At 40.1% G+C, this 25,833-nt stretch carries 24 protein-coding genes; 15 read left to right on the forward strand and 9 right to left on the reverse strand.

The window, feature by feature from the left end; all coding sequences use genetic code 11:
* Nucleotides 1–32 precede the first annotated feature (32 nt).
* From ESA94_RS10590 to ESA94_RS10600, 3 genes are all read right to left on the reverse strand, one after another.
* Nucleotides 33–935 (reverse strand): hydroxypyruvate isomerase family protein, encoded by a 903-nt coding sequence (locus tag ESA94_RS10590; RefSeq protein WP_129130858.1) that lies wholly within the window; start codon nt 933–935, stop codon nt 33–35.
* A 19-nt stretch (nt 936–954) separates the two neighbouring features.
* On the reverse strand, nt 955–2,181 hold the full coding sequence (locus tag ESA94_RS10595; RefSeq protein WP_129130859.1) for a nucleoside permease: 1,227 nt from the start codon (nt 2,179–2,181) through the stop codon (nt 955–957).
* A gap of 116 nt (nt 2,182–2,297) precedes the next feature.
* Nucleotides 2,298–3,569: an MFS transporter gene (locus tag ESA94_RS10600; RefSeq protein WP_129130860.1), complete on the reverse strand. Its 1,272-nt coding sequence runs from the start codon at nt 3,567–3,569 to the stop codon at nt 2,298–2,300.
* A 279-nt stretch (nt 3,570–3,848) separates the two neighbouring features.
* On the opposite strand from ESA94_RS10600, the gene ESA94_RS10605 reads away from it, so the two are divergent.
* The 8 genes from ESA94_RS10605 (at nt 3,849) to ESA94_RS10640 (ending at nt 11,821) form a co-directional block, all read left to right on the forward strand.
* Nucleotides 3,849–5,597, forward strand: a complete 1,749-nt coding sequence (locus tag ESA94_RS10605) for a GMC oxidoreductase (protein WP_129130861.1) — start codon at nt 3,849–3,851, stop codon at nt 5,595–5,597.
* A gap of 73 nt (nt 5,598–5,670) precedes the next feature.
* Nucleotides 5,671–6,084, forward strand: a complete 414-nt coding sequence (locus ESA94_RS10610) for an endonuclease domain-containing protein (protein WP_205755952.1) — start codon at nt 5,671–5,673, stop codon at nt 6,082–6,084.
* A 70-nt stretch (nt 6,085–6,154) separates the two neighbouring features.
* Complete coding sequence (locus ESA94_RS10615; RefSeq protein ID WP_129130862.1) at nt 6,155–6,820, forward strand: gluconate 2-dehydrogenase subunit 3 family protein; 666 nt, start codon at nt 6,155–6,157, stop codon at nt 6,818–6,820.
* A gap of 35 nt (nt 6,821–6,855) precedes the next feature.
* On the forward strand, nt 6,856–8,271 hold the full coding sequence (locus ESA94_RS10620; RefSeq protein WP_129130863.1) for a Gfo/Idh/MocA family protein: 1,416 nt from the start codon (nt 6,856–6,858) through the stop codon (nt 8,269–8,271).
* Nucleotides 8,272–8,372: 101 nt separating this feature from the next.
* Nucleotides 8,373–9,530, forward strand: coding sequence for a Gfo/Idh/MocA family protein (locus tag ESA94_RS10625; RefSeq protein WP_129130864.1), 1,158 nt, complete (start codon nt 8,373–8,375; stop codon nt 9,528–9,530).
* Nucleotides 9,531–9,551: 21 nt separating this feature from the next.
* Entirely contained in the window at nt 9,552–10,607 is a 1,056-nt protein-coding gene (locus ESA94_RS10630; protein WP_129130865.1) for a sugar phosphate isomerase/epimerase family protein, read from the forward strand.
* A 30-nt stretch (nt 10,608–10,637) separates the two neighbouring features.
* Entirely contained in the window at nt 10,638–11,048 is a 411-nt protein-coding gene (locus ESA94_RS10635; RefSeq protein WP_129130866.1) for a c-type cytochrome, read from the forward strand.
* A gap of 5 nt (nt 11,049–11,053) precedes the next feature.
* Nucleotides 11,054–11,821: a 3-keto-disaccharide hydrolase gene (locus ESA94_RS10640; protein ID WP_205755953.1), complete on the forward strand. Its 768-nt coding sequence runs from the start codon at nt 11,054–11,056 to the stop codon at nt 11,819–11,821.
* A gap of 73 nt (nt 11,822–11,894) precedes the next feature.
* On the opposite strand, the gene ESA94_RS10645 is transcribed toward ESA94_RS10640, so the two are convergent.
* A complete protein-coding gene (locus tag ESA94_RS10645) occupies nt 11,895–12,956 on the reverse strand; it encodes a hypothetical protein (RefSeq protein ID WP_129130867.1) in 1,062 nt (353 codons plus the stop codon).
* 33 nt (nt 12,957–12,989) lie between these two features.
* Nucleotides 12,990–13,775 (reverse strand): hypothetical protein, encoded by a 786-nt coding sequence (locus ESA94_RS10650; protein ID WP_164972705.1) that lies wholly within the window; start codon nt 13,773–13,775, stop codon nt 12,990–12,992.
* Nucleotides 13,776–14,175: 400 nt separating this feature from the next.
* Here ESA94_RS10650 and ESA94_RS10655 point away from each other — a divergent pair, with 400 nt between their 5' ends.
* Entirely contained in the window at nt 14,176–15,816 is a 1,641-nt protein-coding gene (locus ESA94_RS10655) for an ABC-F family ATP-binding cassette domain-containing protein (RefSeq protein WP_129130869.1), read from the forward strand.
* A 117-nt stretch (nt 15,817–15,933) separates the two neighbouring features.
* Here the strand turns inward: ESA94_RS10655 and ESA94_RS10660 are convergent, their stop codons facing one another.
* Nucleotides 15,934–17,127, reverse strand: coding sequence for a T9SS type A sorting domain-containing protein (locus tag ESA94_RS10660; protein ID WP_129130870.1), 1,194 nt, complete (start codon nt 17,125–17,127; stop codon nt 15,934–15,936).
* Nucleotides 17,128–17,601: 474 nt separating this feature from the next.
* On the opposite strand from ESA94_RS10660, the gene ESA94_RS10665 reads away from it, so the two are divergent.
* The 4 genes from ESA94_RS10665 to ESA94_RS10680 all read left to right on the forward strand — a co-directional run bounded on the left by ESA94_RS10665 (nt 17,602) and on the right by ESA94_RS10680 (nt 20,622).
* The gene (locus ESA94_RS10665) at nt 17,602–17,919 is read left to right on the forward strand and encodes an RNA recognition motif domain-containing protein (protein WP_129130871.1); all 318 of its coding nucleotides are present in this window, start codon (nt 17,602–17,604) and stop codon (nt 17,917–17,919) included.
* Between the two features lie 89 nt (nt 17,920–18,008).
* A complete protein-coding gene (locus tag ESA94_RS10670; protein WP_129130872.1) occupies nt 18,009–18,356 on the forward strand; it encodes a carboxymuconolactone decarboxylase family protein in 348 nt (115 codons plus the stop codon).
* 64 nt (nt 18,357–18,420) lie between these two features.
* On the forward strand, nt 18,421–19,452 hold the full coding sequence (locus ESA94_RS10675) for a 2-oxoacid:ferredoxin oxidoreductase subunit beta (protein WP_129130873.1): 1,032 nt from the start codon (nt 18,421–18,423) through the stop codon (nt 19,450–19,452).
* Nucleotides 19,453–19,575: 123 nt separating this feature from the next.
* Entirely contained in the window at nt 19,576–20,622 is a 1,047-nt protein-coding gene (locus tag ESA94_RS10680; protein ID WP_129130874.1) for a 3-oxoacyl-ACP synthase III family protein, read from the forward strand.
* 5 nt (nt 20,623–20,627) lie between these two features.
* Here the strand turns inward: ESA94_RS10680 and ESA94_RS10685 are convergent, their stop codons facing one another.
* Nucleotides 20,628–20,951: a hypothetical protein gene (locus ESA94_RS10685; protein ID WP_129130875.1), complete on the reverse strand. Its 324-nt coding sequence runs from the start codon at nt 20,949–20,951 to the stop codon at nt 20,628–20,630.
* Nucleotides 20,952–21,113: 162 nt separating this feature from the next.
* On the opposite strand from ESA94_RS10685, the gene ESA94_RS10690 reads away from it, so the two are divergent.
* Complete coding sequence (locus tag ESA94_RS10690) at nt 21,114–21,545, forward strand: hypothetical protein (RefSeq protein WP_129130876.1); 432 nt, start codon at nt 21,114–21,116, stop codon at nt 21,543–21,545.
* A gap of 39 nt (nt 21,546–21,584) precedes the next feature.
* A complete protein-coding gene (locus tag ESA94_RS10695) occupies nt 21,585–22,475 on the forward strand; it encodes a diacylglycerol/lipid kinase family protein (protein ID WP_129130877.1) in 891 nt (296 codons plus the stop codon).
* On the opposite strand, the gene ESA94_RS10700 is transcribed toward ESA94_RS10695, so the two are convergent.
* Together ESA94_RS10700 and ESA94_RS10705 are read right to left on the reverse strand one after the other, a co-directional pair.
* Nucleotides 22,454–24,694 carry a hypothetical protein gene (locus tag ESA94_RS10700; protein WP_129130878.1) on the reverse strand — a complete coding sequence of 747 codons (2,241 nt, stop codon included), beginning with the start codon at nt 24,692–24,694 and terminating at the stop codon, nt 22,454–22,456. The genes ESA94_RS10695 and ESA94_RS10700 overlap by 22 nt on opposite strands.
* Before the next feature lie 60 nt (nt 24,695–24,754).
* Nucleotides 24,755–25,819: a COX15/CtaA family protein gene (locus ESA94_RS10705; RefSeq protein WP_129130879.1), complete on the reverse strand. Its 1,065-nt coding sequence runs from the start codon at nt 25,817–25,819 to the stop codon at nt 24,755–24,757.
* Between the last annotated feature and the right edge of the window lie 14 nt (nt 25,820–25,833).

Here is a 25,833-nt window from a genome sequence, read left to right on the forward strand (position 1 = left end):
TTTGCTTGATAATTATCAAATAATAATACGTGTTATACATCGCATCGTTTGATGGCGTCTTTTAAAGCAGCCAGCTTTTCTTCTTTTGTTTTACCGGTAGGAATATATTCCTGTGCAACATATCCTTTGTAACCTGTTTCAACAATCGCTTTCATAATCGCCGGATAAAACAATTCCTGGTTTTCGATGATTTCATGACGGCCGGGAACACCTGCTGTATGATAATGACCGAAGTACTGATGGTTTTGTTTGATGGTGCGGATGATATCGCCTTCGCTGATTTGCATATGGTAGATATCGTACAGTATTTTAAAATTGGGCGAACCAAGACGTTTGCATAATTCAATGGTCCACTTTGTATTATCAGCCATATAATCTTTATGATCTACTTTGCTGTTAAACACTTCTATCTGGATGATGACATTGTGCTTTTCTGCCAATGGCATTATTTGTTTTAAACCTTCCACACAATTCTGCAAACCTGTTTCATCGTCCATACCATTACGGTTACCGCTGAAGCAGATAAGATTTTGATAACCTGCTTCTGCTACCAATGGAATAGCTTCGGTAAACTGTGCGATCAATTGCGGATGATTTTTTTTGTTATTCCATCCTTCGGTTAAACTAACCTTACCATTGGTATAGCACATGGAAACATGGATGCCATGTTTTTTGGCAACGGGCCACTCACTTGGTGTAAGAAGATCAATAGCAGAAAAGCCCATCTTCTTTACTTCCATGCACAACTCTTCAAGCGAAAGAAAATCATGTGTCCATTTACAAACAGAATGATTGATGTTACCTTTTAATTTATACTGTTCTTCTCCCATAACTCTTTCAATTGTACCACCTGTTACAACATTGCCTGCAGTAACAGCAACGGTGGCTGCTGCAAATTTTTTAATAGCTTCTCTTCTCGATGATTGATTTGACATGAATACTTACTTTATACAATTATGCGGTCTTATTTGTTTTTTCGTCTTTAAATAATAATGCAAAGATCAGGAACACAGCAAAAGCAATACCTGCCGGAATAAGCCAAACCATTTTGTAATCCAGCGTACCGTCTGCAAGTTTGTAGCTGTCTGTAATTTTTCCAGCTACAGCAAAACCAATGAGCATACCTAAACCATAAGTAGCCAGTGTAATTAAACCTTGTGCTGCACTTTTGTGTTGTTCACCTGCTTTAGAGTCGGTATAGATCTGGCCCGATACAAAAAAGAAATCATAGCAAATACCATGCAGAGCAATTCCTATCAGTAACATGAACGTGAGGTCTCCTGCATTACCGTAAGCAAACAATACATAACGTACAGCCCATGCAAGCATACCAACCAGAATTGTTTTTTTAAACCCAAATCGGTTAAAGAATACAGGCAATAACAATAAGAAGAGTACCTCCGATCCTTGTCCAATGGTCATTTTGCCGGTAGGATTTTCTACACCTATGCTCGAAAGAAATGAATTTGTGTTTTGATAGTAGAAGGCAAGTGGAATACAAATAAGGATAGATGAGATAAAAAAGATGAGAAAATTTTTATCCTTCAACAGCTTTAAAGCATCCAAACCTAAAATATCATTTACAGTAACTTTTGTGCCTTTTCCTTTCGGTGGTGTTTTTGGCAATGTAAAACTGAACAGGCCAAGCACTAATGATGCCGCACCGGAAAGCAGGAAAGTGTTTTTCAGCAAACCTTCTTTTGTACCTTCTGCTGAATCCCAATGAAACAAAAAGCTGATGAGCAGACCGGCAGCTATCCATCCCACAGTACCAAACAAACGGATCACCGAAAATTCTTTTTCAGGATTTTTCATTTGGTTGAAGGATACTGAGTTTACCAATGCCAGCGTAGGCATGTAGCAGATCATATAGATTAATACGTAAGGATAAAACACTGCAATATTATCGGCGCTGTACATCTGGTACATTAACACTGCACCTATAAGATGCAGTATGCCAAGAATTTTTTCTGCATTTACAAAACGATCAGCAATTAAACCAATAATAAACGGAGCAATAATAGCACCCCATGATTGCGTAGAGAAAACCTGTCCCGATTCCGCACCCGTTGCTGATAAGTTATTGTTTAAAAACGTTCCCAGTGTTACAAACCATCCACCCCAGATGAAAAACTCCAGGAACATCATGATGGATAATTGTAAACGGGTGGTCGAAGTCATGCACAATCGGGTTTAAGTTGGTTGGTTGTAGTCCCAAAAGAATTTAGCATAATTGCTAAAGCCTGCTAATCGTTATCGGGGTTTTAAATGTAGGATATTTCTGTGCTAAGAACATCTTATGCTGTTGTTAATGTTTGTTTGCTTTTGCCACGCATGTAAAAGTATAAGCCGGTGAAGGCAACAGTTAATATAATAGGTATAATAAGCGTTGCATTGATAATTTCAGGACCGGCAGTAACTTTTGCCTGTGCCAATGCTTTGCCCATTTCAGAATCTGGTGCAGCAGCACTGTAATCAGCAAGACTCGCATTTGCAGGAAGTTTGGCTATGAGTTTTTCATCATAAAACTTACCCATAAACATCATGTAAACCGAAACAGCGAACATGCCTGCACCGCCCATCAGGTTTAATCCAACAGCACCCGTTTTAGGTAAATACTCTGCCACGAAACCCAGCATTGTTGGCCAAAAAAAGCAAACACCCATTCCAAATATTATTGCTCCTGCAAACAACGTGTTACCACTGCTGTGTCCTAATAAATACAAACCTGCTGCAGATAAAACAGCGGAAATAACCAGCACGCCTGTTGGCGAAAGACGATGAACGATTGGTTCTGCAAAACCTCGCCCAATAACCATTACCAATGTAGTTACAGTAAGAATGAGAAGGGCATTGTCGGTTACATTACGGAGCAACACATCGATCCACTGGCCTGTAAATAATTCGGTTATTGCTGTACCAAACATGCAGATGATCATAAACAGGAATAATGGATTTCCCAATGATTTATACATCTCACTTGTGCTTACACCTGCAGCTACACGTTCTGTAACAGGGAACTTCAATTTCAAAAACAGGAATCCATAAATGAGAGTAGGTATCAGCATTGTGCCTACCTGTACTTGCCAGCCGATATTAAACTTCGAGAAATAAAAACTGATCAACGTACCAATAACAATACCACCGGGAAACCATAAATGGAAGTGGTTTAGCTTGGTGGTTTTTTTATCGGGGTATAAAGTTGTTACTAAAGGATTACAAGCGGCTTCAACAGTACCATTGGCTATACCAATTAATAATGTTGAAAAAAACAAACTCCAGAAACCACCGGCGAAAATGGTAAGAAGTATACCGCCAAGGTGAAAGAAAAACGCCATTTCAAGCAAGCGTTTCATTCCAATAACGTCAACTACCAGACCTCCTATAATTACAGCCAGCGGAAAGCCCCAGAATGCTGTTGCAGCAATTGTACCCAGTTGAGTAGCATTCAAATTAAAATCAGTTCCAAGTTTACCAAGGATGCCAGCTCTTATACCAAATGAAAGTGAAGTAACTAATAAAGCAAGACAGCTTCCTATAAATAATTGGTTACGGTTGATCGAATTCATGCTGCAATCGTTGTGGTTGGTTTTTGTAATTTATTTTGTTTGCCTTCGCAATCGAGGTTTTAAATTTAGGGTATTTATTCATTGTGTAAACCTTAATTTTTTTCGGTGGCTGCTTGCAAACGTTTGAAATGTTAATGAATATCAAACCTGTATTGCAGTTCATTGATACTATTTTATATTACAACCTTATTTACAGGAATGGCCAATGGGCAGGTGTAATTAGAATTTGTTGTTTTCATTTTGTCATTACCTTTAGAACCTTCAAACCAATTGCATGTCATGGGAGATTTCCAGGTAAAAGTTCAGCCTAAAACGTATGATGTAGTAATTGTAGGCTCCGGAGCCGGTGGCGGTATGGCTGCTTACGAATTAAGCAAGGCAGGATTAAAAGTGTGTTTGCTCGAAGCAGGCACCATGTACGATCCGCAAAAAAATGTTACACAATTAAAAGGTCCGTGGGAAAGTAAACGAAGAGGTGCAAGTACGCAGCACCGTCCCTTTGGTGATTTTGATGCGTGTTATGGTGGCTGGAAAATTGACGGCGAACCATACACAAAAGAACAAGGCACACAATGGGATTGGTTTCGTGCACGTATGCTCGGCGGGCGCACCAACCATTGGGGTCGTATATCTCTTCGTTTTGGTCCGAAAGATTTTAAACGCAGAAGTATTGATGGCTTAGGCGATGACTGGCCAATTGGTTACGAAGACATTAAACCGTATTACGACCGTGTAGATCAACTCATTGGTATTTTTGGTACAAATGAAGGTTTAGAAAATGATCCGGATGGTTATTTTCTTCCGCCACCTAAACCTCGCCTGCACGAATTGTTTATTAAAAATGCAGCAACACAAACAGGTGTTAAAGTAATTCCTTCACGTTTATCAATTCTTACAAAGAAAATTGAAAGCACTACAGAACGAGGTGCATGTTTTTACTGTTCGCAATGCGGCCGTAACTGTAGTGTGGCAAAAGCCGATTTCTCATCTACCAACGTATTAATATACCCTGCATTAAAAACAGGTAATGTAGATATTATTCCTAACGCCATGGCACGTGAAGTGTTAACTGATAAAGAAGGGTTGGCAACAGGCATTAGTTATGTAAACAAAGATGATTTGAACGAGTACCAGGTAAAAGGTAAAGTGGTGATACTTGCTGCAAGTGCCTGCGAAACTTCACGTTTATTACTCAATTCAAAATCGCAACGTCATCCAAACGGATTAGCCAACAGCAGCAACGTAGTTGGTAAATATCTGCACGATAGTACAGGTGCTGCTTTGGGCGGCTACTTACCAACTTTGTTTGGCCGTAAAAAGTATAACGAAGATGGTGTAGGTGGTGCGCATATTTACAGCCCTTGGTGGTTAGATAATAAAAAGCTTGATTTTCCCCGTGGTTATCATATTGAATATTGGGGCGGCATGGGTCAACCTGCGTATGGTTTTGGAATGAACATTCAAATGCTCAACGGTAAATACGCTGTTGCAGGTAAACAGAAAGAAGCGGGTGGCTACGGTGCATCGTTGAAAGAAGACATGCGTTTCTTCTATGGAGCAAACGTGGGTATGGCTGGTCGTGGTGAAGCAATACCTGTTGAAACAAATTATTGTGCTATTGATCCGGAGGTTGTTGATCAGTACGGTATTCCGGTGTTGAAGTTTAATGTAAAGTGGAGTGAACATGAAATTAAACAGGCCAAACACATGAAGGAAACCTTTAAAGAAATCATGCACAACATGGGTGCAGTTATTACATGGGGTGGCGATGATGGTCCGGAAAACAGTTACGGTTTAGAAGCTCCCGGAAAAATTATTCACGAAGCCGGTACTGCACGTATGGGCAACGATCCTAAGAGCAGTGCATTGAATAAAAATAACCAGGCACACGATTGTAAAAATTTGTTTGTGGTAGATGGTGCTGCCTTTGTATCGCAGGCCGATAAAAATATTACCTGGACCATTCTTGCATTGAGCATGCGTGCAAGCGAATATATTGTTAGTGAATTGAAGAAGGGGAATTTGTAGCCCCCTAAATCCCCCTTGAGGGGGACTTGCTGACTGTTGAATGGTTGATGAACAACAAAACAAGATTCAACATATGAAACAACAACCAAGCGAAGATTTAGGCAAGAAGTATGGTGAGATGTTTGAAGGCGCTAATCCAATTGTATTCGAACTTGCGAAAGAGTTACGGCGAAATATGACTGTAGCTGAACAAAAACTTTGGTCTCATTTAAAGCAAGGAATCGGTGGTTTTAAATTCAGACGTCAGCATCCTTTGAAAAACTACATTGCTGATTTTTATTGTCACAAACTGAAATTCGTTATAGAGGCAGATGGTGGTATACATAACAAACCTGAAGTAAAAGAATATGATGCGATACGGGAACAAAATCTGAATGAGTGGGGTTATGAAGTAGTACGATTTACAAATGAACAGATATTTAAAGATGAAGAAAAAGTGATCAGACGAATTGCAGATATTATTGATGAATTGAAAAACAAAAGATGAGTATTTATTTGAAATTAAATTAATGCACAAAGCTAAAAGTCCCCCTGCAGGGGGATTTAGGGGGTTACATATGAAAAGAAGAGATTCCATTAGAGCCATTCTTGTTGGTACAGTTGCATCATCGGTATTGGTTGATGCCTGTAAAACAGCTGATGAAAAAGCAAATGCAACTTCATCAACTCCTGCAAGTACCATCGACCGTACAAAAGTTGAAGCAGAGATCGAAGCCAAACTGATGGCCGAAACCTACTTCAGTAAACATGAACTGGCAACCATTGCTGTATTGGCCGACATCATCATACCTAAAGATGATGTAAGCGGCAGTGCAACAGAAGCAGGGGTGCCCGATTTTATTGAGTTTATTGTAAAAGACATGCCGCAACACCAAACACCTATGCGTGGTGGTTTGCGTTGGCTCGACCTGGAAAGCAGCAAACGTTTTGAAAAAGCATTTGTGGATTGCGACAGTAAACAACAAACAGCAATCGTTGATGATATTGCTTATCCCGAAAAAGCAAAACCCGAAATGAAACAGGGTGTTGCTTTCTTTAACCTCATGCGCAACTTAACAGCAACAGGATTTTATACTTCACAAATTGGTGTAAAAGACCTTGGTTACATGGGTAACACTCCAAACCAATGGAACGGTGTACCTGATGATGTGTTGAAGCAATACGGACTTTCATATACCGAAAAGGAATTGAAAGAATGTATCTCTTTCGACAAAACAACCTGATATTATTTTCCTGATCTATCCAAACAACTATTATTATGAGCAACAAATCGAGAAGAGACTTTCTCCGTACCGGAGCTATGGCTACAGCCGGCTTCTTCATTGTACCACGTCATGTACTCGGCGGACCGGGTTACATTGCACCAAGCGATCGTTTAAACATTGCAGGCATTGGTGCCGGTGGTAAAGGCGCCAGCGATCTGGCGGAATTTGCAAAAAGCCCCAAGGTAAATATTGTTGCACTTTGCGATGTTGATGAAGCACAGGCAGCAGGTTCAATGAAGCGTTTCTCCAAAGCAAAATTCTATTACGACTATCGTGAAATGCTGGAGAAGGAAAAGAACAATATTGATGCAGTATCGGTTTCAACACCCGATCATACACATGCTATTGCAACGTTAGCTGCAATGGAAATGGGTAAGCATGTATATGTGCAGAAGCCATTAACGCATGATATTTATGAAGCACGTATGCTTACTGAAGCTGCTAAAAAATACAAAGTGGTTACGCAAATGGGTAACCAGGGCGGCAGCGGCGATGGTGTACGCAGCATGAAAGAATGGTACGATGCCAAACTGATTGGTAAAGTAACCAAAGTATATGCATGGACAAACAGACCGGTATGGCCACAAGGCTTAGCGAAGCCAGGCGGTACACACACTGTTCCTTCAACAATGAAATGGGATCTGTGGATCGGCCCATCGAAGTATGAAGATTTTAATCCTGCTTATCATCCGTTCAACTGGCGTGGCTGGTGGGCATTTGGTACAGGTGCATTGGGCGATATGGCTTGCCACATCATGGATCCTATCTACCGCATACTTCCCATTCTTTATCCGAACGAAGTAGAATGTAGTTTGCCAAACCAATTTACAGGTGCATGGACAGAAGCCGGATATATTGATAGTTGCCCTCCTGCATCCATCATACATTTGAATTATCCACGTACAGATGGTAAAGGTGAAATAAAAGTAACCTGGATGGATGGTGGTTTGTTGCCACAACGTCCGGCAGAATTATTACCTGATGAAGAGATGGGTAACTGGGATGGTGGTGTTATTTTCGAAGGCACAAAAGGTAAAATGATGTGCGATTGCTATGGCGGCAACCCACGTTTATTACCAACAAGTCGTATGAAGGAAACTAAATTACCTAAGCAAAAACTGAAACGTGTACCCGAAGGCCATTACGTACAATGGGTAAATGCTTGTATTGCGGGTCATGGTAATGCAGAAACAAGTTCGCCGTTTGAATATGCCGGTCCGTTTACTGAAAGTATTCTGATGGGTAATCTTGCAATACGTTCATGGATGATCAAAAATCCGAAGCTTACAGGCTGGGGTGACAAATATCTTGGTCGAAAAAAATTATTGTGGGATGCACAGAACATGAAAATCACCAACTTTGACGAAGCAAATCAGTTTGTAAAAAGAGAATACAGAACAGGCTGGTAAAAAGGTGAATAGTCAATAGTCAATAGTGAATGTGAATTTTGCGCATTCACTATTGTTCATTTATAAAAGTGATTACATAAACATTAACAACGATTGATTGTATGAACAGAAAACTTCGCATGGCAATGATTGGTGGAGGTAAGGATGCATTTATCGGCGCCGTACATCGCATTGCTTTAAATATGGATGGACAGGTTGAATTGGTTGCCGGTGCTTTAAGTGTTAAACCGGAAGTTGCCATTGAATCGGGTAACATGTTATTTCTCGATGAAGAACGTATTTACACCGATTACAAAACGCTCCTCGAAAAAGAAGCAGCGATGCCTGCAGATAAACGGATTGATTTTGTAAGTATTGTTACGCCCAACTTTGTTCATTTTGAACCGGCAATGATGGCGTTGGAAAAAGGTTTCAATGTTGTTATTGAAAAGCCCATCACGTTTACTTTAGATGAAGCAAAACAATTAAAGGCAAAAGTTGAAGAAACAGGATTGAGCTTATTGCTTTGCCATACCTACACCGGTTACCCAATGGTAAAACAGGCCAAACAATTTTTGAAAAGCGGCGCATTGGGGAAGATCCGTAAAGTATATGTAGAATATCCGCAAGGTTGGTTAAGTACCTTACTGGAAGCAGCAGGAAATGCACAGGCAAGCTGGCGTACCGATCCCAAGCGTAGCGGTAAAGCAGGTGCTATGGGCGATATTGGTACACATGCTTTCAACTTAGCAGAATATGTTACAGGTTTGGAAGTAACACATCTTTGCGCCGATATTAATATTGTAGTTGAGGGAAGAATGCTGGATGATGATGGTGCTGCATTTTTAAAATTCAACAATGGTGCAACAGGTGTGCTTATGGCAACACAAATTGCAGCAGGTGAAGAGAACAATGTAAAGATTCGTGTATATGGTGAGAAAGGTGGTGTTGAATGGAAACAGGAAGATGCAAATACGTTATTGGTAAAATGGCTCGATAAACCAACAGAGATCTACCGTACAGGCGCCGGTTACAACAGTTCGTTTGCAGCACATAACACACGTGTACCTGCGGGTCATCCGGAAGGTTACCTTGAAGCATTTGGTAATCTCTACCGCAACTTTATCTTAACCGTTCGTGCAAAAATGAATGGCGAACAACCAAAAGATGAGTGCCTCGATTATCCAAGTGTTAACGAAGGTGTGCGTGGAATGGCCTTTGTGAATAATGTAATCGACAGCGGTGAGAGTGAGGTGAAGTGGAAAGAGTTTGTTGTTTAATTGATAACTGATAATTGAAAAATGAGAACAATAAAAGGTCCAGCTATATTCTTAGCCCAGTTCATGGGCGATAAAGCACCATTCAACAGTTTGGAAACAATTTGCGAATGGGCTGCATCACTTGGTTTTAAAGCAGTACAGATTCCAACTTGGGAAAAACGATTGATTGATCTGAAACTTGCAGCAGAAAGTAAAACGTATGCTGATGAGTTGAAAGGAAAGATCAACAGTTATGGTTTGGAAATTTCTGAACTGAGTACACATTTGCAAGGACAACTTGTTGCTGTACATCCTGCATACGATACTATGTTCGATGCTTTTGCTGCTGATGAGGTAAAGAATAATCCGAAAGCAAGACAGGAATGGGCAGTGCAACAATTAATGTATGGTGCAAAGGCATCGCAGAATTTAGGCTTAACTGCACATGCAACATTCAGCGGTTCGTTGTTGTGGCATACATTTCATCCATGGCCGCAACGACCTGATGGATTAGTAGATGAAGGATTTAAAGAACTCGCCAAACGCTGGTTGCCGATTCTGAATTACTTTGATGAATGCGGTGTGAATGTTTGTTATGAAATTCATCCCGGTGAAGATTTGTTCGATGGTATTACGTATGAAATGTTTTTAGAAAAAGTAAACAATCATCCACGTGCATGTTTGTTATACGATCCTTCGCACTTTGTATTGCAGCAACTCGATTATATTGAATACATCGATCTGTATCACGAACGCATCAAAGCATTTCATGTAAAAGATTCCGAATTTAATCCAAGTGGTAGGCAAGGAACGTTTGGTGGTTATCAAAGCTGGTTGAACCGTGCAGGTCGTTATCGCTCACCGGGCGATGGACAGGTTGATTTCAAAACCATCTTCAGTAAACTTACACAATACGGTTACGATGGCTGGGCAGTAATGGAATGGGAATGCTGTATTAAACATCCCGAAGATGGTGCACGTGAAGGTTCAGAATTTATAAAAAACCACATCATACGGGTAACCGATAAAACATTCGATGATTTTGCAGGCGGTGGAAGCGATGTTGCATCGAACCGTCGTATTTTAGGGCTCGATTAAGTTAATTTTCAATTTTTAAAATAATAGATCATGAAAAAGATTTTATTTACTTCAGCAGTTGCGCTTGCATTAATTGCATGTGGTGGTTCAGATAAAGAAAAAAAAGATACCGCAACAACTGAAACAAAATCAGAAGCTGCAGAAGCGGCTGCAACAACACCAGCCCCTTCCGATAATCCGGATTATGAAAAAGGCCTGGCACTGGTTGCAGGCAGCGATTGCTTAACCTGCCATAAAGTAGATGAAAAAGTAATTGGCCCTTCCTACCGTGAAGTGGCAAATAAATATGAAAATACTGAAGCCAATGTAAAACTGCTTGCAGAAAAAATTGTAAAAGGTGGTGCTGGTGTTTGGGGCGAAGTACAAATGACTCCGCACCCTGCTGTTACGCAAGCCGATGCAGAACAAATGGTGAAATACATCCTCTTACTTAAAAAATAAATACCATGATTCGTTCTGCTTTATTAATGACAACGATTGCTATGACCATTAGTTGTAATAACGATGGCGAAAAAGTATCAGACAACGATACATCTACTGCTGCTGAACCTGCAGTAACAGTGTTAACCCAGGAAGAGATCAACGATGGATGGCAGGCCATGTTTGATGGTAAAACAACTGCAGGCTGGCATAAGTATGGGGGTGCACCGGTTGGCAGTGCATGGAAAGTGGAAGACGGGGTGTTGCATTTAGATGCAAACCAAAAAGAAAACTGGCAGATAAAAGATGGTGGCGACATTGTAAGTGATAAGGAATATGAAAACTTTCATTTAAAACTGGAATGGAAGATAGACACCTGTGGCAACAGCGGGATTATTTTTAATATTCATGAAGACACAGCTAAATATCAGTTTCCCTGGATGACAGGTCCCGAAATGCAGGTGTTGGATAACAAATGCCATCCCGATGCAAAAATCATTAAGCATCGTGCAGGCGATCTGTACGATTTAATTACTTCAGCTCTGGAAACTGTTAAGCCGGCTTTGGAGTGGAACCTTGCAGAAATCAAATCACAAAACGGAACACTTGAATTTTATCTCAACGGTGTTAAAGTAGTAACCACAACCATGTGGGATGAAGGTTGGAAGAAAATGATCGCAGGTAGTAAATTTAAAGCATGGCCCGATTTCGGCACCTACAAAAAAGGACACATTGCGTTGCAGGATCACGGCAATCATGTATGGTTTAAAAATATTAGGATCAAAGAGCTCTAAGCACAGTTGCTCAGATTATAAAATATAAAAGCCCACTTCTACAAAGTGGGCTTTTATATTTTTCAGAAGAGAATTAATTTCCTTCCGGTGCTGAGTATTTGCTTATATCAATCGGGAAATGGCGTGTGTTAATTTTGTTCTTTTCAAAAGAGGCTTTTAAATCGTTTGCAAGACTGATTAGTGTTTTTCCATCATTTGTGTCATAATCGTTTACAATAAGTAATTCTGCTTCTTTAATTGCTTTATCCGGCTCATCTAATATCAGATAAATTTTTGCTAATGAATAGTAAGCTGCGTAACGAAGTTTTTTATCTGCTTTTTCTGTGCCGGTAATTCTTGTTTTTAAACTGTCTAAATATTGAATTACGGGAATCATCTTTTCTTTTACCGGGGTAATTTCATCTTTCTCATTCATTAATGAAACAGCTTCTTTAAACGAAGCCCATGCTTTTTTCATCGCATCGTTTTCGGGGTGTTTTTTGCTGTCAAGCAACCAAAGAAAATCAGCATCAGTAATAGTACCGTAACCATACATCCGGTTTAAACCAAAGCTTAAACGCTGCATACTGTTTGTAACAACATCTGTTGCAATGGCACTGCGGATTGCATATTTGTTATTGTTGTAATAGTCGCCGGGAGTACCTTTGTTTTCACTTTCAGCACCTTTCCAGATAGTATTACCAACCCCAATTGTTGTGCTGTATAGTTTCGTTCCTTTATAGTCGGTTACATTTACTTCACCTGTCCAGGCATAAACAGCCTCTATCCAATAATATTTTTTACGACCGGTTTCTTTGCCATCTTTATCCTTTATTACTTCTTCTCGCTCTTTCAATTCTGGATTTTTTAAACTCACCTCTCCAAGATTCATATTGATGGTGATATGGCCTTTTCCTTCGTTGTGTTTTAAGCCATTAAGTGTAAGTGTTTGTTTAATCCGGTCATCGTTATAAACCTCACGAACGCTTGCGCTTGAAGCAATATTGAAGTGATAGGTTTTGTAACCGTCAGGCAGCGGATTTGTTGGCAGTGTTCTTGTTAAATAACGAAAATTAAAGCGGTCCAGATCTACTTTTTGAGCCACCAGCATGGATGCTGTTGCAAGCATTGTAATAAACAGGGTAATCTTTTTCATGTTGATGTGTCAGTTGTGGTTTGAAAAAAATCTTTAGAGGTATCTTTTTTGCACAAGAAAATTTGCAATAGCCTGGAGATAAGCCAATCGGCTATTTATTTTTTCTTTGTTGAATTTTTTCAGATCAGTTGATTTTGTGTTTAAACCATCCTTCCAGGTAAACAAAATCTTTTCTTCAGGATTGTAGTTGGCAATAAAACATCCATCGGCTTTATTAAATTCATAATACATAGGGCCGCCACCTTTGAGGTTAAGATTCATCATGCCCGAACTGTAATCGTATTCGGCATCTTCCTCACTTACCGATTTTATATGGCCACGCACTACAATAACTCCTATTGCTGTTTCTTTTTGTTTTACATCGTAATACATCGTTGCCAGTTTACCGCTTGTATCGATGTTACGTAAACTCACAATTACGGGTTCTTCAGAAATACTTAATGCCGGATCGTTTTTATGCGTTGCGCAGGTTTTTTCCTTTTCAACAACGGCGGCATATTCAACTCCATAGTCTTTTGCATAATCCTGCTTAAATGCTTTTACTCCGGCAACATTAATCGTTCCGTTTTCAAGAATTTTGTATTTGGCAATAACTTTACCAATGCACTCTGCATAATCAACCAGTAAACCACTGTTGAATTGTTTTACATCGCTCATCGATAGCTGTACAGAGTCGGTTGATCCCTGAAAACTAAATACGAACCAGGATTTGAGACCCGTTACAGGGCCGGTGAGATCATGGTTATAAACTGTTCCGATCTCTTTTTCATCCAGCGATTTAATAAAGAATTCTTGTTTTGCAAGAAATCCCTTTTTCATTTTTTCAATGATGCATACTGCAGTGTCGTTGATATAAAGCTTCCCTTTTTTAACGTTGGATTTCAATTCCTGAGCTTGGATAAAAAGGGTACAAACAAGCAGGTACGAAAGAACAAAGGCTTTACGCATAGTGAGTACTTTAAGTGGCGTTCTTTTCAATGGGAACAAAAAGTCGCCGGATTTTAGTTTTGGTTTGGTTAAATCAAAAATAGGGGGGCGAGCAATACAAAAGTATTTTTCCGACATTTATTTCTCTGGTTAAATGAAATGATGGCATCAGATTGTTTCGTTCAAACCCTTTCCCTGCCTGTTTTTACCTACCTTTGCGGCTTCAAAAATTGGCGACGGCTGCAGAACTTTGCAAACATCAGGTAACAGCCGTTGAAATACAATCACAACTATGATCAGTGCAAGAAATATAACCCTCTCCTACGGTAAGCGGGTGTTGTTCGATGAAGTAAATATCAACTTCACAAAAGGAAATTGTTACGGTGTTATTGGTGCCAATGGTGCCGGAAAAAGTACCTTTTTAAAGATCCTCAGCGGCGAAATTGAACCGAACAAAGGAACAGTGGAGATCTCCCCCGGCGAGCGCCTGGCTGTGTTGAAGCAGAACCACTTTGCGTTTGATGAGGAAACTGTGTTAAACACGGTTTTGATGGGCCACAAGAAAATGTGGGATGTAATGCATGAAAAAGATGCCATCTATGCAAACCCCGATGCTACCGAAGATGATTATATGAAGGCAGGTGAACTGGAAGCCGAGTATGGCGAAATGGGTGGTTACACTGCTGAAAGCGATGCCGCTACTTTTCTCAGCAGTCTGGGTATGAAAGATCATTACCACCAGATGTTGATGAAGGATATTCCTTCTAACCTCAAAGTGCGTGTGTTATTGGCGCAGGCGTTGTTCGGCAACCCCGACATTCTTCTGCTCGATGAACCTACAAACGGTCTGGATATTGAAACAATCGGCTGGTTGGAGAACTTCCTTGCCGATTATGAAAACATCGTATTGGTGGTGAGTCACGATCGTCACTTCCTCGATGCTGTGTGTACGCATGTGGCCGATGTGGATCGTTCAAAAATCAAAGTATTTACCGGCAACTATACTTTCTGGTACGAGAGTAGTCAGTTAATGGCACGCCAGTTGGGCGATAAGAATAAGAAAGTGGAAGAAAAGCGCCAGGCATTGATCGACTTTATTGCCCGATTCAGCGCCAATGCTTCTAAAAGTAAGCAGGCTACTTCCCGTAAAAAGGCGTTGGAAAAGCTCACCATTGAAGAAATTGAGCCATCGAACAGAAAATACCCTGGTATTATTTTTCAGCCATTGCGTGAAGTTGGTAACCAGATCCTGAACGTAGAACATCTGAAAAAATCAATTGATGGTCGTGTGCTGTTCGATAAAGTAAACTTTACAGTTAACAAAGGCGATAAGATTGCCATTGTAAGTAAAGATCCTCTTGCTGTAACCCATTTCTTTGATATTATTAATGATGAAGAAAAAGCTGATGCAGGTAAATTCGAATGGGGGTCAACTATTACAAAAGCATACTTGCCGGTTGAACATAACAGCTTTTTTACGGAAGGATTGAACCTGATGGAATGGCTGCGTCAATATGTGCCAAGTCATGTTACGGATGCGGATGAACCTTTCCTCCGTGGGTTTTTAGGTAAGATGTTGTTCAGTGGTGATGACATTATGAAAAAGACCAACGTATTAAGTGGTGGCGAAAAAGTTCGTTGTATGCTTAGTAAAATGATGATGCAGAATCCGAATGTGATATTGCTCGATCAGCCAACCAACCACCTTGACCTGGAAAGTATCCAAAGCTTTAACGAACAGTGTATTGAATATAAAGGTGTGGTGTTGTTAACATCGCACGATCATACTTTTATGCATACTACTGCCAACCGTATTATTGAGTTAACGCCGGGTGGCATCATCGATCGTTTAACGACGTTTGATGAATACCTGGAAGATGCAAGGGTAAAACAACTGCAGCAGGAGTTATATGGAGAAGCTGTAACAGCATAAAGGAGTCGTCTTTAAAATAAGAAAAGCCCCGCATAATTAATGTGGGGCTTTTTTAGATCTTGATGGGCTGCTGTAGAAACAACTGCCCTCAGATCCGTACCATAAGAGAACTAGAAATTATTTTACAAAGCGGTGTACTTCTGAGGTGCCATCGCTGTTAATGATTTGTAATGCGTAAACACCAATAGGCAAACTGTTTACATCAAGCGTTTCTTGTTGTGTTGTACTGTTCATTTGTTTAACAATAACACCACTGTTGTTTACAATGCGGACACTGCGGTTATCGTTACTGAAAAACTGAACCAGGATTTTATTACTACCAAGGCCACCAACCAATGTCTTTTTACCACCGTTACCTAATTTAATAATAGAAGAAAAACTGCTCGAACCATTCAGATCAACCTGCTCTAAACGATAGTAGTACATGTTGCCGGTTGCTTGTTTATCTTCAAAGTTGTAGTCTGTTACTGAAGCAGTAGTTCCTTGAGCCATTGCCATTGCAATTGTGCGGAAATGAACACCGTCTTCAGAACGTTGAATATTGTAATGCGATGTGTTTTGCTCCTGCAAAGTTCTCCACTGTAAACCAATAGAAGCGTTGTTTACACGTTTGCCGGCAAAACCACCCCAAACTACAGGTAATGGACCAGGAGCAGCAGCGGCTGAGTTTGCAAAACCAAGTTCAACAAACTGAGCTTCATTACCATTAGCCATTGTGCCGGCCATTGTTACAATACCTGTAACAACAAACCCATTGTTTAATGCAGCAGAAGGAATATACCAGTTGGAAGTGCCTAAAGAGTTGCTGCGACCGTAGGTGCCTGTTACTGGAACACCATCAATTGTAAGGTTTGAAACCGTAATAGTATTGGCATTGTGCGACTTAACGATCAGGTTCATAAGGTTAATGTTACCTGCCGAAGCAACTTTGCCGTCTGAGCTAAGCTTGCCAGATACGTTTGTTACAACATTACTTACTGTAGAACCGGCAATTGTAGTTGCAGTAGTAAAAGTGTTTGTTACAGTATTGTAAGTAATAGCAAAAATGTAGGTGCCTCCGGTACCGTAAACGAGATCGCCATCTGCACGGCTATTGCTACGGTTTGAGTTAAGATCGGGAATACCGCTGTAAACGGCGCCACTTTGATTACTTGTAGCAAGATTTAATTTTCTGTAACGAACGCCAAGCAAATTTTCTGAAGCTGCGGGATAACTTCCTGAAAGCATACTTGATTGAGCACTAACGGTTGTTGAGAAAAAAGTGAGGGCAATAACAATTGCACAAATTACGGGGTAAAATTTTTGTTTCATGGTACGGTTACTTATAGTTTTCAAGTAAAAACCCCAAGATGTCGATCGGAAAAAAAACAAACCAGAAAAGGCTGTTTTAGAAAGTATTTATCGTTCTCTAAGGGTAATTACATAGCAAAAGTATATGCAAGTTTTGAAACGGCATAGCATTTTTCAGTATTTTTTTTAAATGTTGCCGTAAATCTACGAGTCAGTGTTCGTATTAAGTGCAGATAAGGTATTGTGGAATAATGCATTATTAGTGTTTTCCTACGTTGTACTAAGTATAAAATTTTTTATATAACAAGTGTATTCATACTTACTTAACATGCATTGTAGGTAGAATTACCCTTATCTTTGCGCCGTTATTTGAGTTATACAGTGTTTTGTAAGTGAATCGTATTATCTGCTACGCACAATCTGCTAATAGTTAGTCATCTTCTTTTCAGCTCCGTATTTTCTCAGTTTTTATTATTCAATGTTTAATTAACAAACATGAACATTTATGTTTCTAACTTAAGCTTCAACGTAACAGACGATGACTTAAGAGGTTTTTTTGAAAGCTATGGTGATGTAACCAGCGCTAAAGTAATTAACGACAAATTCACTGGCCGCAGTCGTGGTTTTGGTTTTGTTGAAATGAGTGATGATGAGGCTGCTAAAACAGCGATCAGCGAACTCGATGGTGGTATGGTAGAAGGCCGTGCTATTAAAGTAACAGAAGCTAAACCTCGTGAAGAGCGTGCAGGCGGTAACAACAACCGTCGCTCTTTTTCAGGTAACAACAGAAGCTTCAGCAACAACCGTTACTAATCTTGTTTAATACCAGATAGCAAAGCCCCGCTTACTGCGGGGCTTTTGTTTTACACTAAACTTAGGCGGTATCTTTACCAAAAAAACAAATGAGTAACCTGGTAAAGGAATTTAACGATTATCGCAGCAAAATGAACGAGGTAATTCTAAGTAAAGATAATCTTGTAATTAAACGTCTTTGGAACCTCGATACGAATACCTATGCAGAAGGAGCATTATCAACTCAAACCAAAGAAATGCTCGGCCTGGTGGCAAGCATGGTGCTCCGTTGCGATGACTGTATTAAATATCACCTTGGTAAATGCCACGAATTAGGCATTACTACTGCCCAGATGTATGAAATTTTTGCGGTGGCAAATATTGTTGGCGGAACGATTGTAATTCCACATACACGCAGAGCAGCCGAATATTGGGAGGAATTAATAGCAAATAACTGATTTAGGTAATATTTTAGAGCGTTATCAGTCGGATTTCTGCGTAAATTTGATGCAACTTTTTTATATGAGTGAAGTAACGACAGCCCCTGCCCTAACAGCAAAGGATTTTGCAACCGACCAGGAAGTACGTTGGTGCCCAGGTTGTGGCGATTATTCTATTCTTGCACAGGTGCAGAAAGTAATGCCTACATTAGGCATCCCCAAGGAAAATATTGTTATTGTAAGTGGTATTGGCTGCAGCAGCCGTTTTCCGTATTACATGAACACATATGGTATGCACTCGATCCATGGCCGTGCAACTGCAATTGCCAGCGGATTAAAAGCAGCAAGACCCGAATTGAGTGTTTGGGTTGTAACCGGCGATGGCGACAGCTTGAGTATCGGAGGCAACCATACTATTCATTTGCTGCGTCGCAACTTCGATATTAATATTCTGATGTTTAATAACCAGATCTATGGTTTAACAAAGGGACAATATTCTCCTACATCAGAAGAAAAGAAGGTAACGAAGAGTACGCCTATGGGCAGTATCGATCATCCGTTTAATCCATTGGCATTGGCCATGGGCGCAGACGCAACGTTTATTGCACGCAGTATGGATCGTGATCCTAAACATTTACAGGAAACACTTATCCGCAGTCAAAAACATAAAGGAGCTTCGTTTCTTGAGATCTATCAAAACTGTAACATCTTTAACGATGGCGCTTTTGAAGTATTTACTGAAAAGTCGAGCAAAGCAGACGAAACACTGTTCCTTACACATGGCGAACCTTTAGTGTTTGGCGCAAATAAAGACAAGGGCATTAAACTCGATGGCTTTAGTCCGGTTATTGTAGATCTTAACGAAGGGCATAGCAAGGATGATTTGTGGGTGCACAACGAAAAAGATTTTTATAAAGCACAAATATTGGTGCGTATGTTCGATGATCCACGTATTGCAGGTCACTTACCAAGACCATTTGGTGTGTTTTATGAAACTGAGCGTGCATGTTACGAAGATGTTCTTCAAATGCAGATCGATGAAGCAATCGGTACAAAAGGAGTTGGCAATCTCGACAAACTTTTACGTGGAAACGAAGTTTGGGAAATCATCTAACATTATCAATAAGAGATACAAAGGGGCTGCGGCCCCTTTTTTATTGCCTTAAACAATAGTTGAATTTGTAATAGTTACAAATCGAGGCAAATTCCTAACTTACTTTTCTAAACGATTAGCTATATGATTCGGAGTATAATAGCCGGTATTGGAAAGTATGTTCCTTCAACTGTTGTAACCAATAACGACCTCACCAATTTTATGGATACCACCGATGAATGGATACAGGAACGAACAGGTATTAAAGAACGTCGCTACGCACATCGCACAGAAGAAACTACTACAACAATGGGTGTGGAAGCAGCAAAGGTTGCAATTGAACGGGCAGGACTTACACCACAGGATATCGATTTTATCATTTTTGCTACACTTAGTCCTGATTATTATTTTCCAGGTTGTGGTGTATTGTTGCAACGTGCCATGCAAATGAAACAGGTAGGTGCTTTGGATATTCGTAACCAATGCAGCGGTTTTGTTTATGCAGTATCAGTAGCCGATCAGTTTATTAAATCGGGCATGTATAAAAACATATTGGTAGTTGGTGCAGAGAAACATTCTTTTGGATTAGACTTTAGCACCCGTGGCAGAAATGTAAGCGTAATCTTTGGAGATGGTGCTGGCGCAGTAGTATTACAAGCAACTGAAGATACTAATCGTGGAATATTAAGTACACACTTGCATAGCGATGGAATGGATGCGGAAATACTGGCGATGTTTAACCCGGGTACACATGCCAATCATTGGAAAGCTGACGCTGCAACATTTAACAATGCAGAGATGGGCGACATGTTTATGAGCCACACAATGATTGATGAAGCACAAAACTTTCCGAACATGGATGGCCCGGCCGTGTTTAAAACAGCAGTGGTGAAATTTCCTGAAGTAATATTGGAGGCGCTTACCGCAAACGGGTATCAATCGTCCGATCTGCAACTACTCATTCCTCACCAGGCTAACTTACGTATTGCACAGTTTGTTCAGCAAAAATTAAAATTGAACGATGAACAGGTTTTTAATAATATTCAGAAGTATGGTAACACTACAGCGGCTTCTGTACCTATTGCATTATGCGAAGCCTGGGAAGCAGGTAAAATAAAAGAAGGCGACCTTGTTTGTTTAGCAGCTTTTGGCAGTGGCTTTACCTGGGCCAGTGCATTGCTAAAATGGTAAGTTTGTTAGTTATAAGTTGCCGGACTTTCGGTTGATGAGTTGAGCGAAGTTGAAGTGTTTTTTACTTTGCTGATCAAAAGCAGACCGTTAATAGACAAAACAATTGAAAGAAGGATAATGATTGCAAAATGTGTTTTGCGGCGGCCTACCAACACTTCTTTTCTATCGGTATAGTTTGCTGAAGAAAGAAATACAAAGAGGAGCACTTCAACAACAAGAAGAAACTGCTCGTCTGTACCATACTCATACATAAACAATGGTACAACAAGTAGCAATGAAGCACATAATAATAATACAGAGAAATAAATGCGTAGGGTTTGATGCTTCATGTTGTTGATTGACACGCAAATGTAGTTTAACATGTTTAAACCAACTAATGAATAAATTATGAATTGGAACTTTGCAGGATAAACACAACCGTTAGTTGTTGAAGGAAACATAAACTATGCTATATTTCAGTTGAACATTATCTTCAATTTTATCAAACATTAATGAAACACGTAATTCTTTTGCTAGCCAGTGCAATTGTTTGTGTATCGGCAATAGCACAGATCAATAGCGACTCTATGCGGCTGCAGTACAATCAAAAAACAATCAGGCTAGGTAACCGCATCAGCATGAATGGTATTGTACTGGAAAAAACAACGGTGCAAAATCTGATGCTGATTTCACCCGAAGCAACAGGTTATTATAAACAATATCTTAAAAGCCGGGCAGTTGGAAATACGCTTCCGCTTATTGGCACAGCTGCTGTTATTGGGGGAATATTAATAGCACAAAAAAACCGCACACCCGGAAGTATTATTATCTTAAGCGGCAATACAATTAATCTTGTTGCCTCATTGTTTCGTCGCAAAGCCTCGGTTCATTTGCAGGATGCTGTATGGACCTATAACCGTGATGTACTATATCCGCAGAGGTAAGCTTTATCATTTCAATTTTCGCCAGTAGTTTTGCAGCACATGCAACGACGTTTTATTTTCTTATTCAATCCACGCTCAGGTGTACAAACAGGTAAACCATTGCAACAGCTTATTGAAGAGCGTTGTAAAAAGGAGCAGGTTGAATTTTCTATTGAGCATAGCAGAGCCGATGCTGATTATTCTTTCCTCATCGAAAAAATAAATACGGCAGCCGTTACCGATGTGGTTATTGCAGGTGGCGATGGAACCATCAGCACCATTCTTGCAGCTATTCATCATTTACCGGTAAACATTGGTATTATTCCCCGTGGTTCGGGAAACGGATTAGCTTTTGCTGCAGGTATACCGAAAAACATCAACAAAGCATTTGATGTTATTTTTAAAGGAACTGCACAACGGGTTGATGCATTTACAATAAACGGCAGGTTTTCCTGTATGCTTAGTGGTATTGGTTTTGATGCAAAAGTGGCACATGAATTCGACAAGCAATCAAAACGTGGATTGCTGAAGTATATACAACTCTCTTTGGAAAACATTGCTTCAATTAAAACCTATCCGTTTACAATTTCAAGTAAAGAAATAAATCTGCAACTCGATGCATACTTCATCAGCATTGCCAACAGTAACCAGTTTGGCAATCATGTTACCATTGCACCTAAAGCAAGTTTGCAGGATGGATTAGTAGATGTTGTTGCCGTAGAAAAAGCTAATTTATTTGCAATGATCAGCCGTGTAATATGGCATATACGCTTTGGTACGTTTACAACCGATTTTGCTAAACGCAACGGCATCACCTATTTTCAAACAAAAGAACTCACCATTACCAATACTGGAAATGCGCCATTGCATATTGATGGCGATGGAAAAGAAGCTGCAGGAGTGTTTCATATAAAAGTAATTGCTTCGGCTTATTCTTTATTAATGCCTTGAGTTGATTGTGCCAGCTGCAGAAGATTCTGAAGAGCAGCATTGTTAAAAGCATCACTAACTGCTGCAGAAATATCTTTCTTTTCACGACCTGTTAAATGAAAACTGAGCGCTGCACCTTGTTTTGCCTGTTCGGGCCGGTACATAAAATGAAACCGATGCATCGGCACATCGTTTACAGAATAACTCAACATACTTTCCTGCATATAATCCTGCACTTTGTAAAAATTATTTTGCAGGGTTGTAACTGGTTTGTACAAAATGTCGCCAATGCCGGGTTCTTTTAAATCATCATCCCACTCACCTTTTTTGCGATCGAGTATCTGGATGAACACAACACCCGAAGTATTTGCTTTGATCCAGTTGCTGAAAACATGCAGAAAACGAAGTGTGATCTCCTGTCCGTAATTATCACGCAATCCGGCATCCATTACATCAACAATAGGAAGGGTAGGTAACCACACATTCGGCAACACATAAGGAAAGGTTGCGTTCATGCGCAGGGCTGTAAGCAAACGCAGATTATATGGATTGAGCTCTTTAAAAAAAGCTGCATAATCGATAGCATCCGGTTCTGCAGCAATATTTTTTGTACTGTCGAATTGCGGACGCATTAAAAAACTGACCGGCTGACTACAGATCATCATCTTACGTCCATCCTGCGAAACAGTAGAATTAAAAATGCCCAATGGAATAGTTGCATTCAACTCGTCGTTCCTGTAATCGAGCAAACGATCATTTAAAATGTCTCCTGTATTATGATTTAACTGTTGTTCAAACGCATAACCACGGTCTTTTACAAAACGATAAGGACCAACAGAAAATTTTTGTGCAGGCGTAAGCAAGTCTCTCGTAACATAAGCAGAGAAAATTGGGTTCAACAAATCTTTCGAAATATCTGCTGTTATCTGTTCTCTTGAAAAATTAACTGCTTTTCCTTTTTGCTGACGGCGATACAGCTCACGGTAATAGGTTAGCCCAAGCATACCACCGGAAGCACCGGAAAACAAACCTGTTTTTTTCATCAGCTGCCCGTTCATAAAACTATCTATACGGCTGAGCATGTTTACAGTAAATGTTGCAGAACGGTTACCTCCACCACTTACATTAATTACATAGAACAATGGCTTTTCTTCGGCTTGATTTCGTTTCCAGTTTTCAAGCAAACGAATCATGTTTAAACTGTCGGTGCGTACCTGTTGTGCGGTACATAGTGCATTAAGTGATGAGAGATTGTATGCAGGACGTTTCTGCCTGTCTCCATAATTTAAACCAAATGCTTTATTGCGGATGTCGATGTATTCGTAACGGAACAACAAATTGAAAGCAAGAACCAGCACAATGGAAACAGGAATACTCCATGTATCGAGCCAATGTGCCAATGCAGCAGCAGCGCCAATAAGTACAGCAAAGAAGATAAAGATACTCGCAGCAGCAGGAACCTGTAATTGCGGATAATCGAGAAACAAACCATAGATCATTAACAAAAGAAAGGCCAGTACAATGGCCATTACTGCAGCAAAGTGATGCCGTTTAAAAATTACATCCAGGAACAAACTGCTGTAATGCGAAACATTTCTTGTTTTCTTAAACGTAAAGAAGCTCGTTAAAAAATATTTTACTGTTATGAGTTGTTCATGATTGTGCGGCCTGCCATCGGGTTTATACTGCTGCATAAACTGCTGTGGGTTACGCAGCACCGGGTGCATTGTTTTAAGAATGGCTTTTTCATATCCATAGAAATACAGCATTGATAAGAACAGGAAAAGAAACAATCCCGACAAAAAGCCAAACTCAATCCATAATACTTCGCTAAGCGACAGCAGTTCTTTATACCGGTTAAACCGGATGAGCTGTATTAAAAAGTTGATTAGAAAAATAAGCGGTATGCCTGCATTATTAATACAGTATTTCGAAAATGGCTTTGAAGTGGTAGCTAAAAATTTAAAGTAGCTGCTGAAAAGAATAAAGCTGGCAATATTCCAGCTCATTACAAAACCGCCAAAGGCTGTACCAACAAAAAAAGCGCTGAGAAAATTTACCTGTCCTAAGTATTCCGGTGAGAGAAAAAGAGAGTTAGCTCCGTACGTGTGCAGAAAACCTCCGCTTACCGCACTGCCAAGTAAAAACCAGAACACCAGCAATAGCTGATACTTTCTGAAATGCAGAAATATCAATTGTACGGGAAACGAGTACCATATGCCAAGCAGGTATTTCTTCATGAAGCAGAAGTTACGTAAAAGAAAACATTTACGAACGGAACGCTGCTTGCTATTTATTGATTATGCCTGTTCTTTTCTGCGAACAAGATAGAGTGCCCAAACAAGACTCAGCAATAACAACATACCAAACAGCTGGTGCAGTTGTGCCATCCATTCGAACAAACCCCAACGGTTGGGAATAATTTTAGTAGATGTAAGAACAGAAACAATACCCAGCAATACCTGCACAATAACAAGAAACAGGGGAACAAAACGTGTAGCTGTAAACAGGTTACTGCCTTCAACTTTTGCAGCACGGTAATACCAAACAACAATAAGTATACTCAGCAAATAAGCAAGTCCACGATGTACAAAGTGAATGGTGATTTTATTTTCAATAAAGTTGAGAAGCAGCGGCGAATCTTTAAACAACGCTGCAGGAATCCACTCGTTATTAATAAGCGGCCAGGAAGGTGCAACCGTTGCTGCTTTATGCCCTGCCATTAACGCACCAAACAATAGTTGTACCGTAAGCAATACCAACAGTACAAGTGTAAAATTGTTGATGGAACGATGAACCGTGATTTCGCTTTTCTTTACCCGTAACTGCAAGGCAAACCAAAACGTGTAGCAAAGCAAACCCATTGCAAGAATAAAGTGCAGTGCCAAACGTGTTGGCTTTACATAAACCGCATCACCTGTTAAACCACTTGCTACCATTATCCAGCCAACAGCACCTTGCAAAGCACCTAATAAAAACAGGATGATCAATGGTTTGATCATTTCCTGTTTAAAATAGCGGCGTACTAAAAAGTAAACAAAGCCAACTGCAAACACCATCCCCATTACTCTTGCCCACAGTCGATGAAACCATTCCCAAAAGAAAATGAATTTAAAATCACTTACAGTAAAATCGGTATTGAGTAATTGATATTGCGGAGTAGCTTTATACTTTCCAAACTCTTCCATCCATTTTGTTTCGTTCAATGGCGGAAGTGTTCCTGTAACAACATCCCATTCTGTAATGCTTAAACCACTGCCGGTTAAACGTGTAATGCCGCCCAGCAATATCTGAACGATCAACATAAATACACCGAACATTAACCAGTTGGCAACAGCTTTTTGCTGGCGGGAAGTTTGCGTCATAACGCCTGCAAAGG

The sequence above is a fragment of the Lacibacter luteus genome (genome assembly GCF_004118265.1).
GTDB lineage: Bacteria > Bacteroidota > Bacteroidia > Chitinophagales > Chitinophagaceae > Lacibacter > Lacibacter luteus.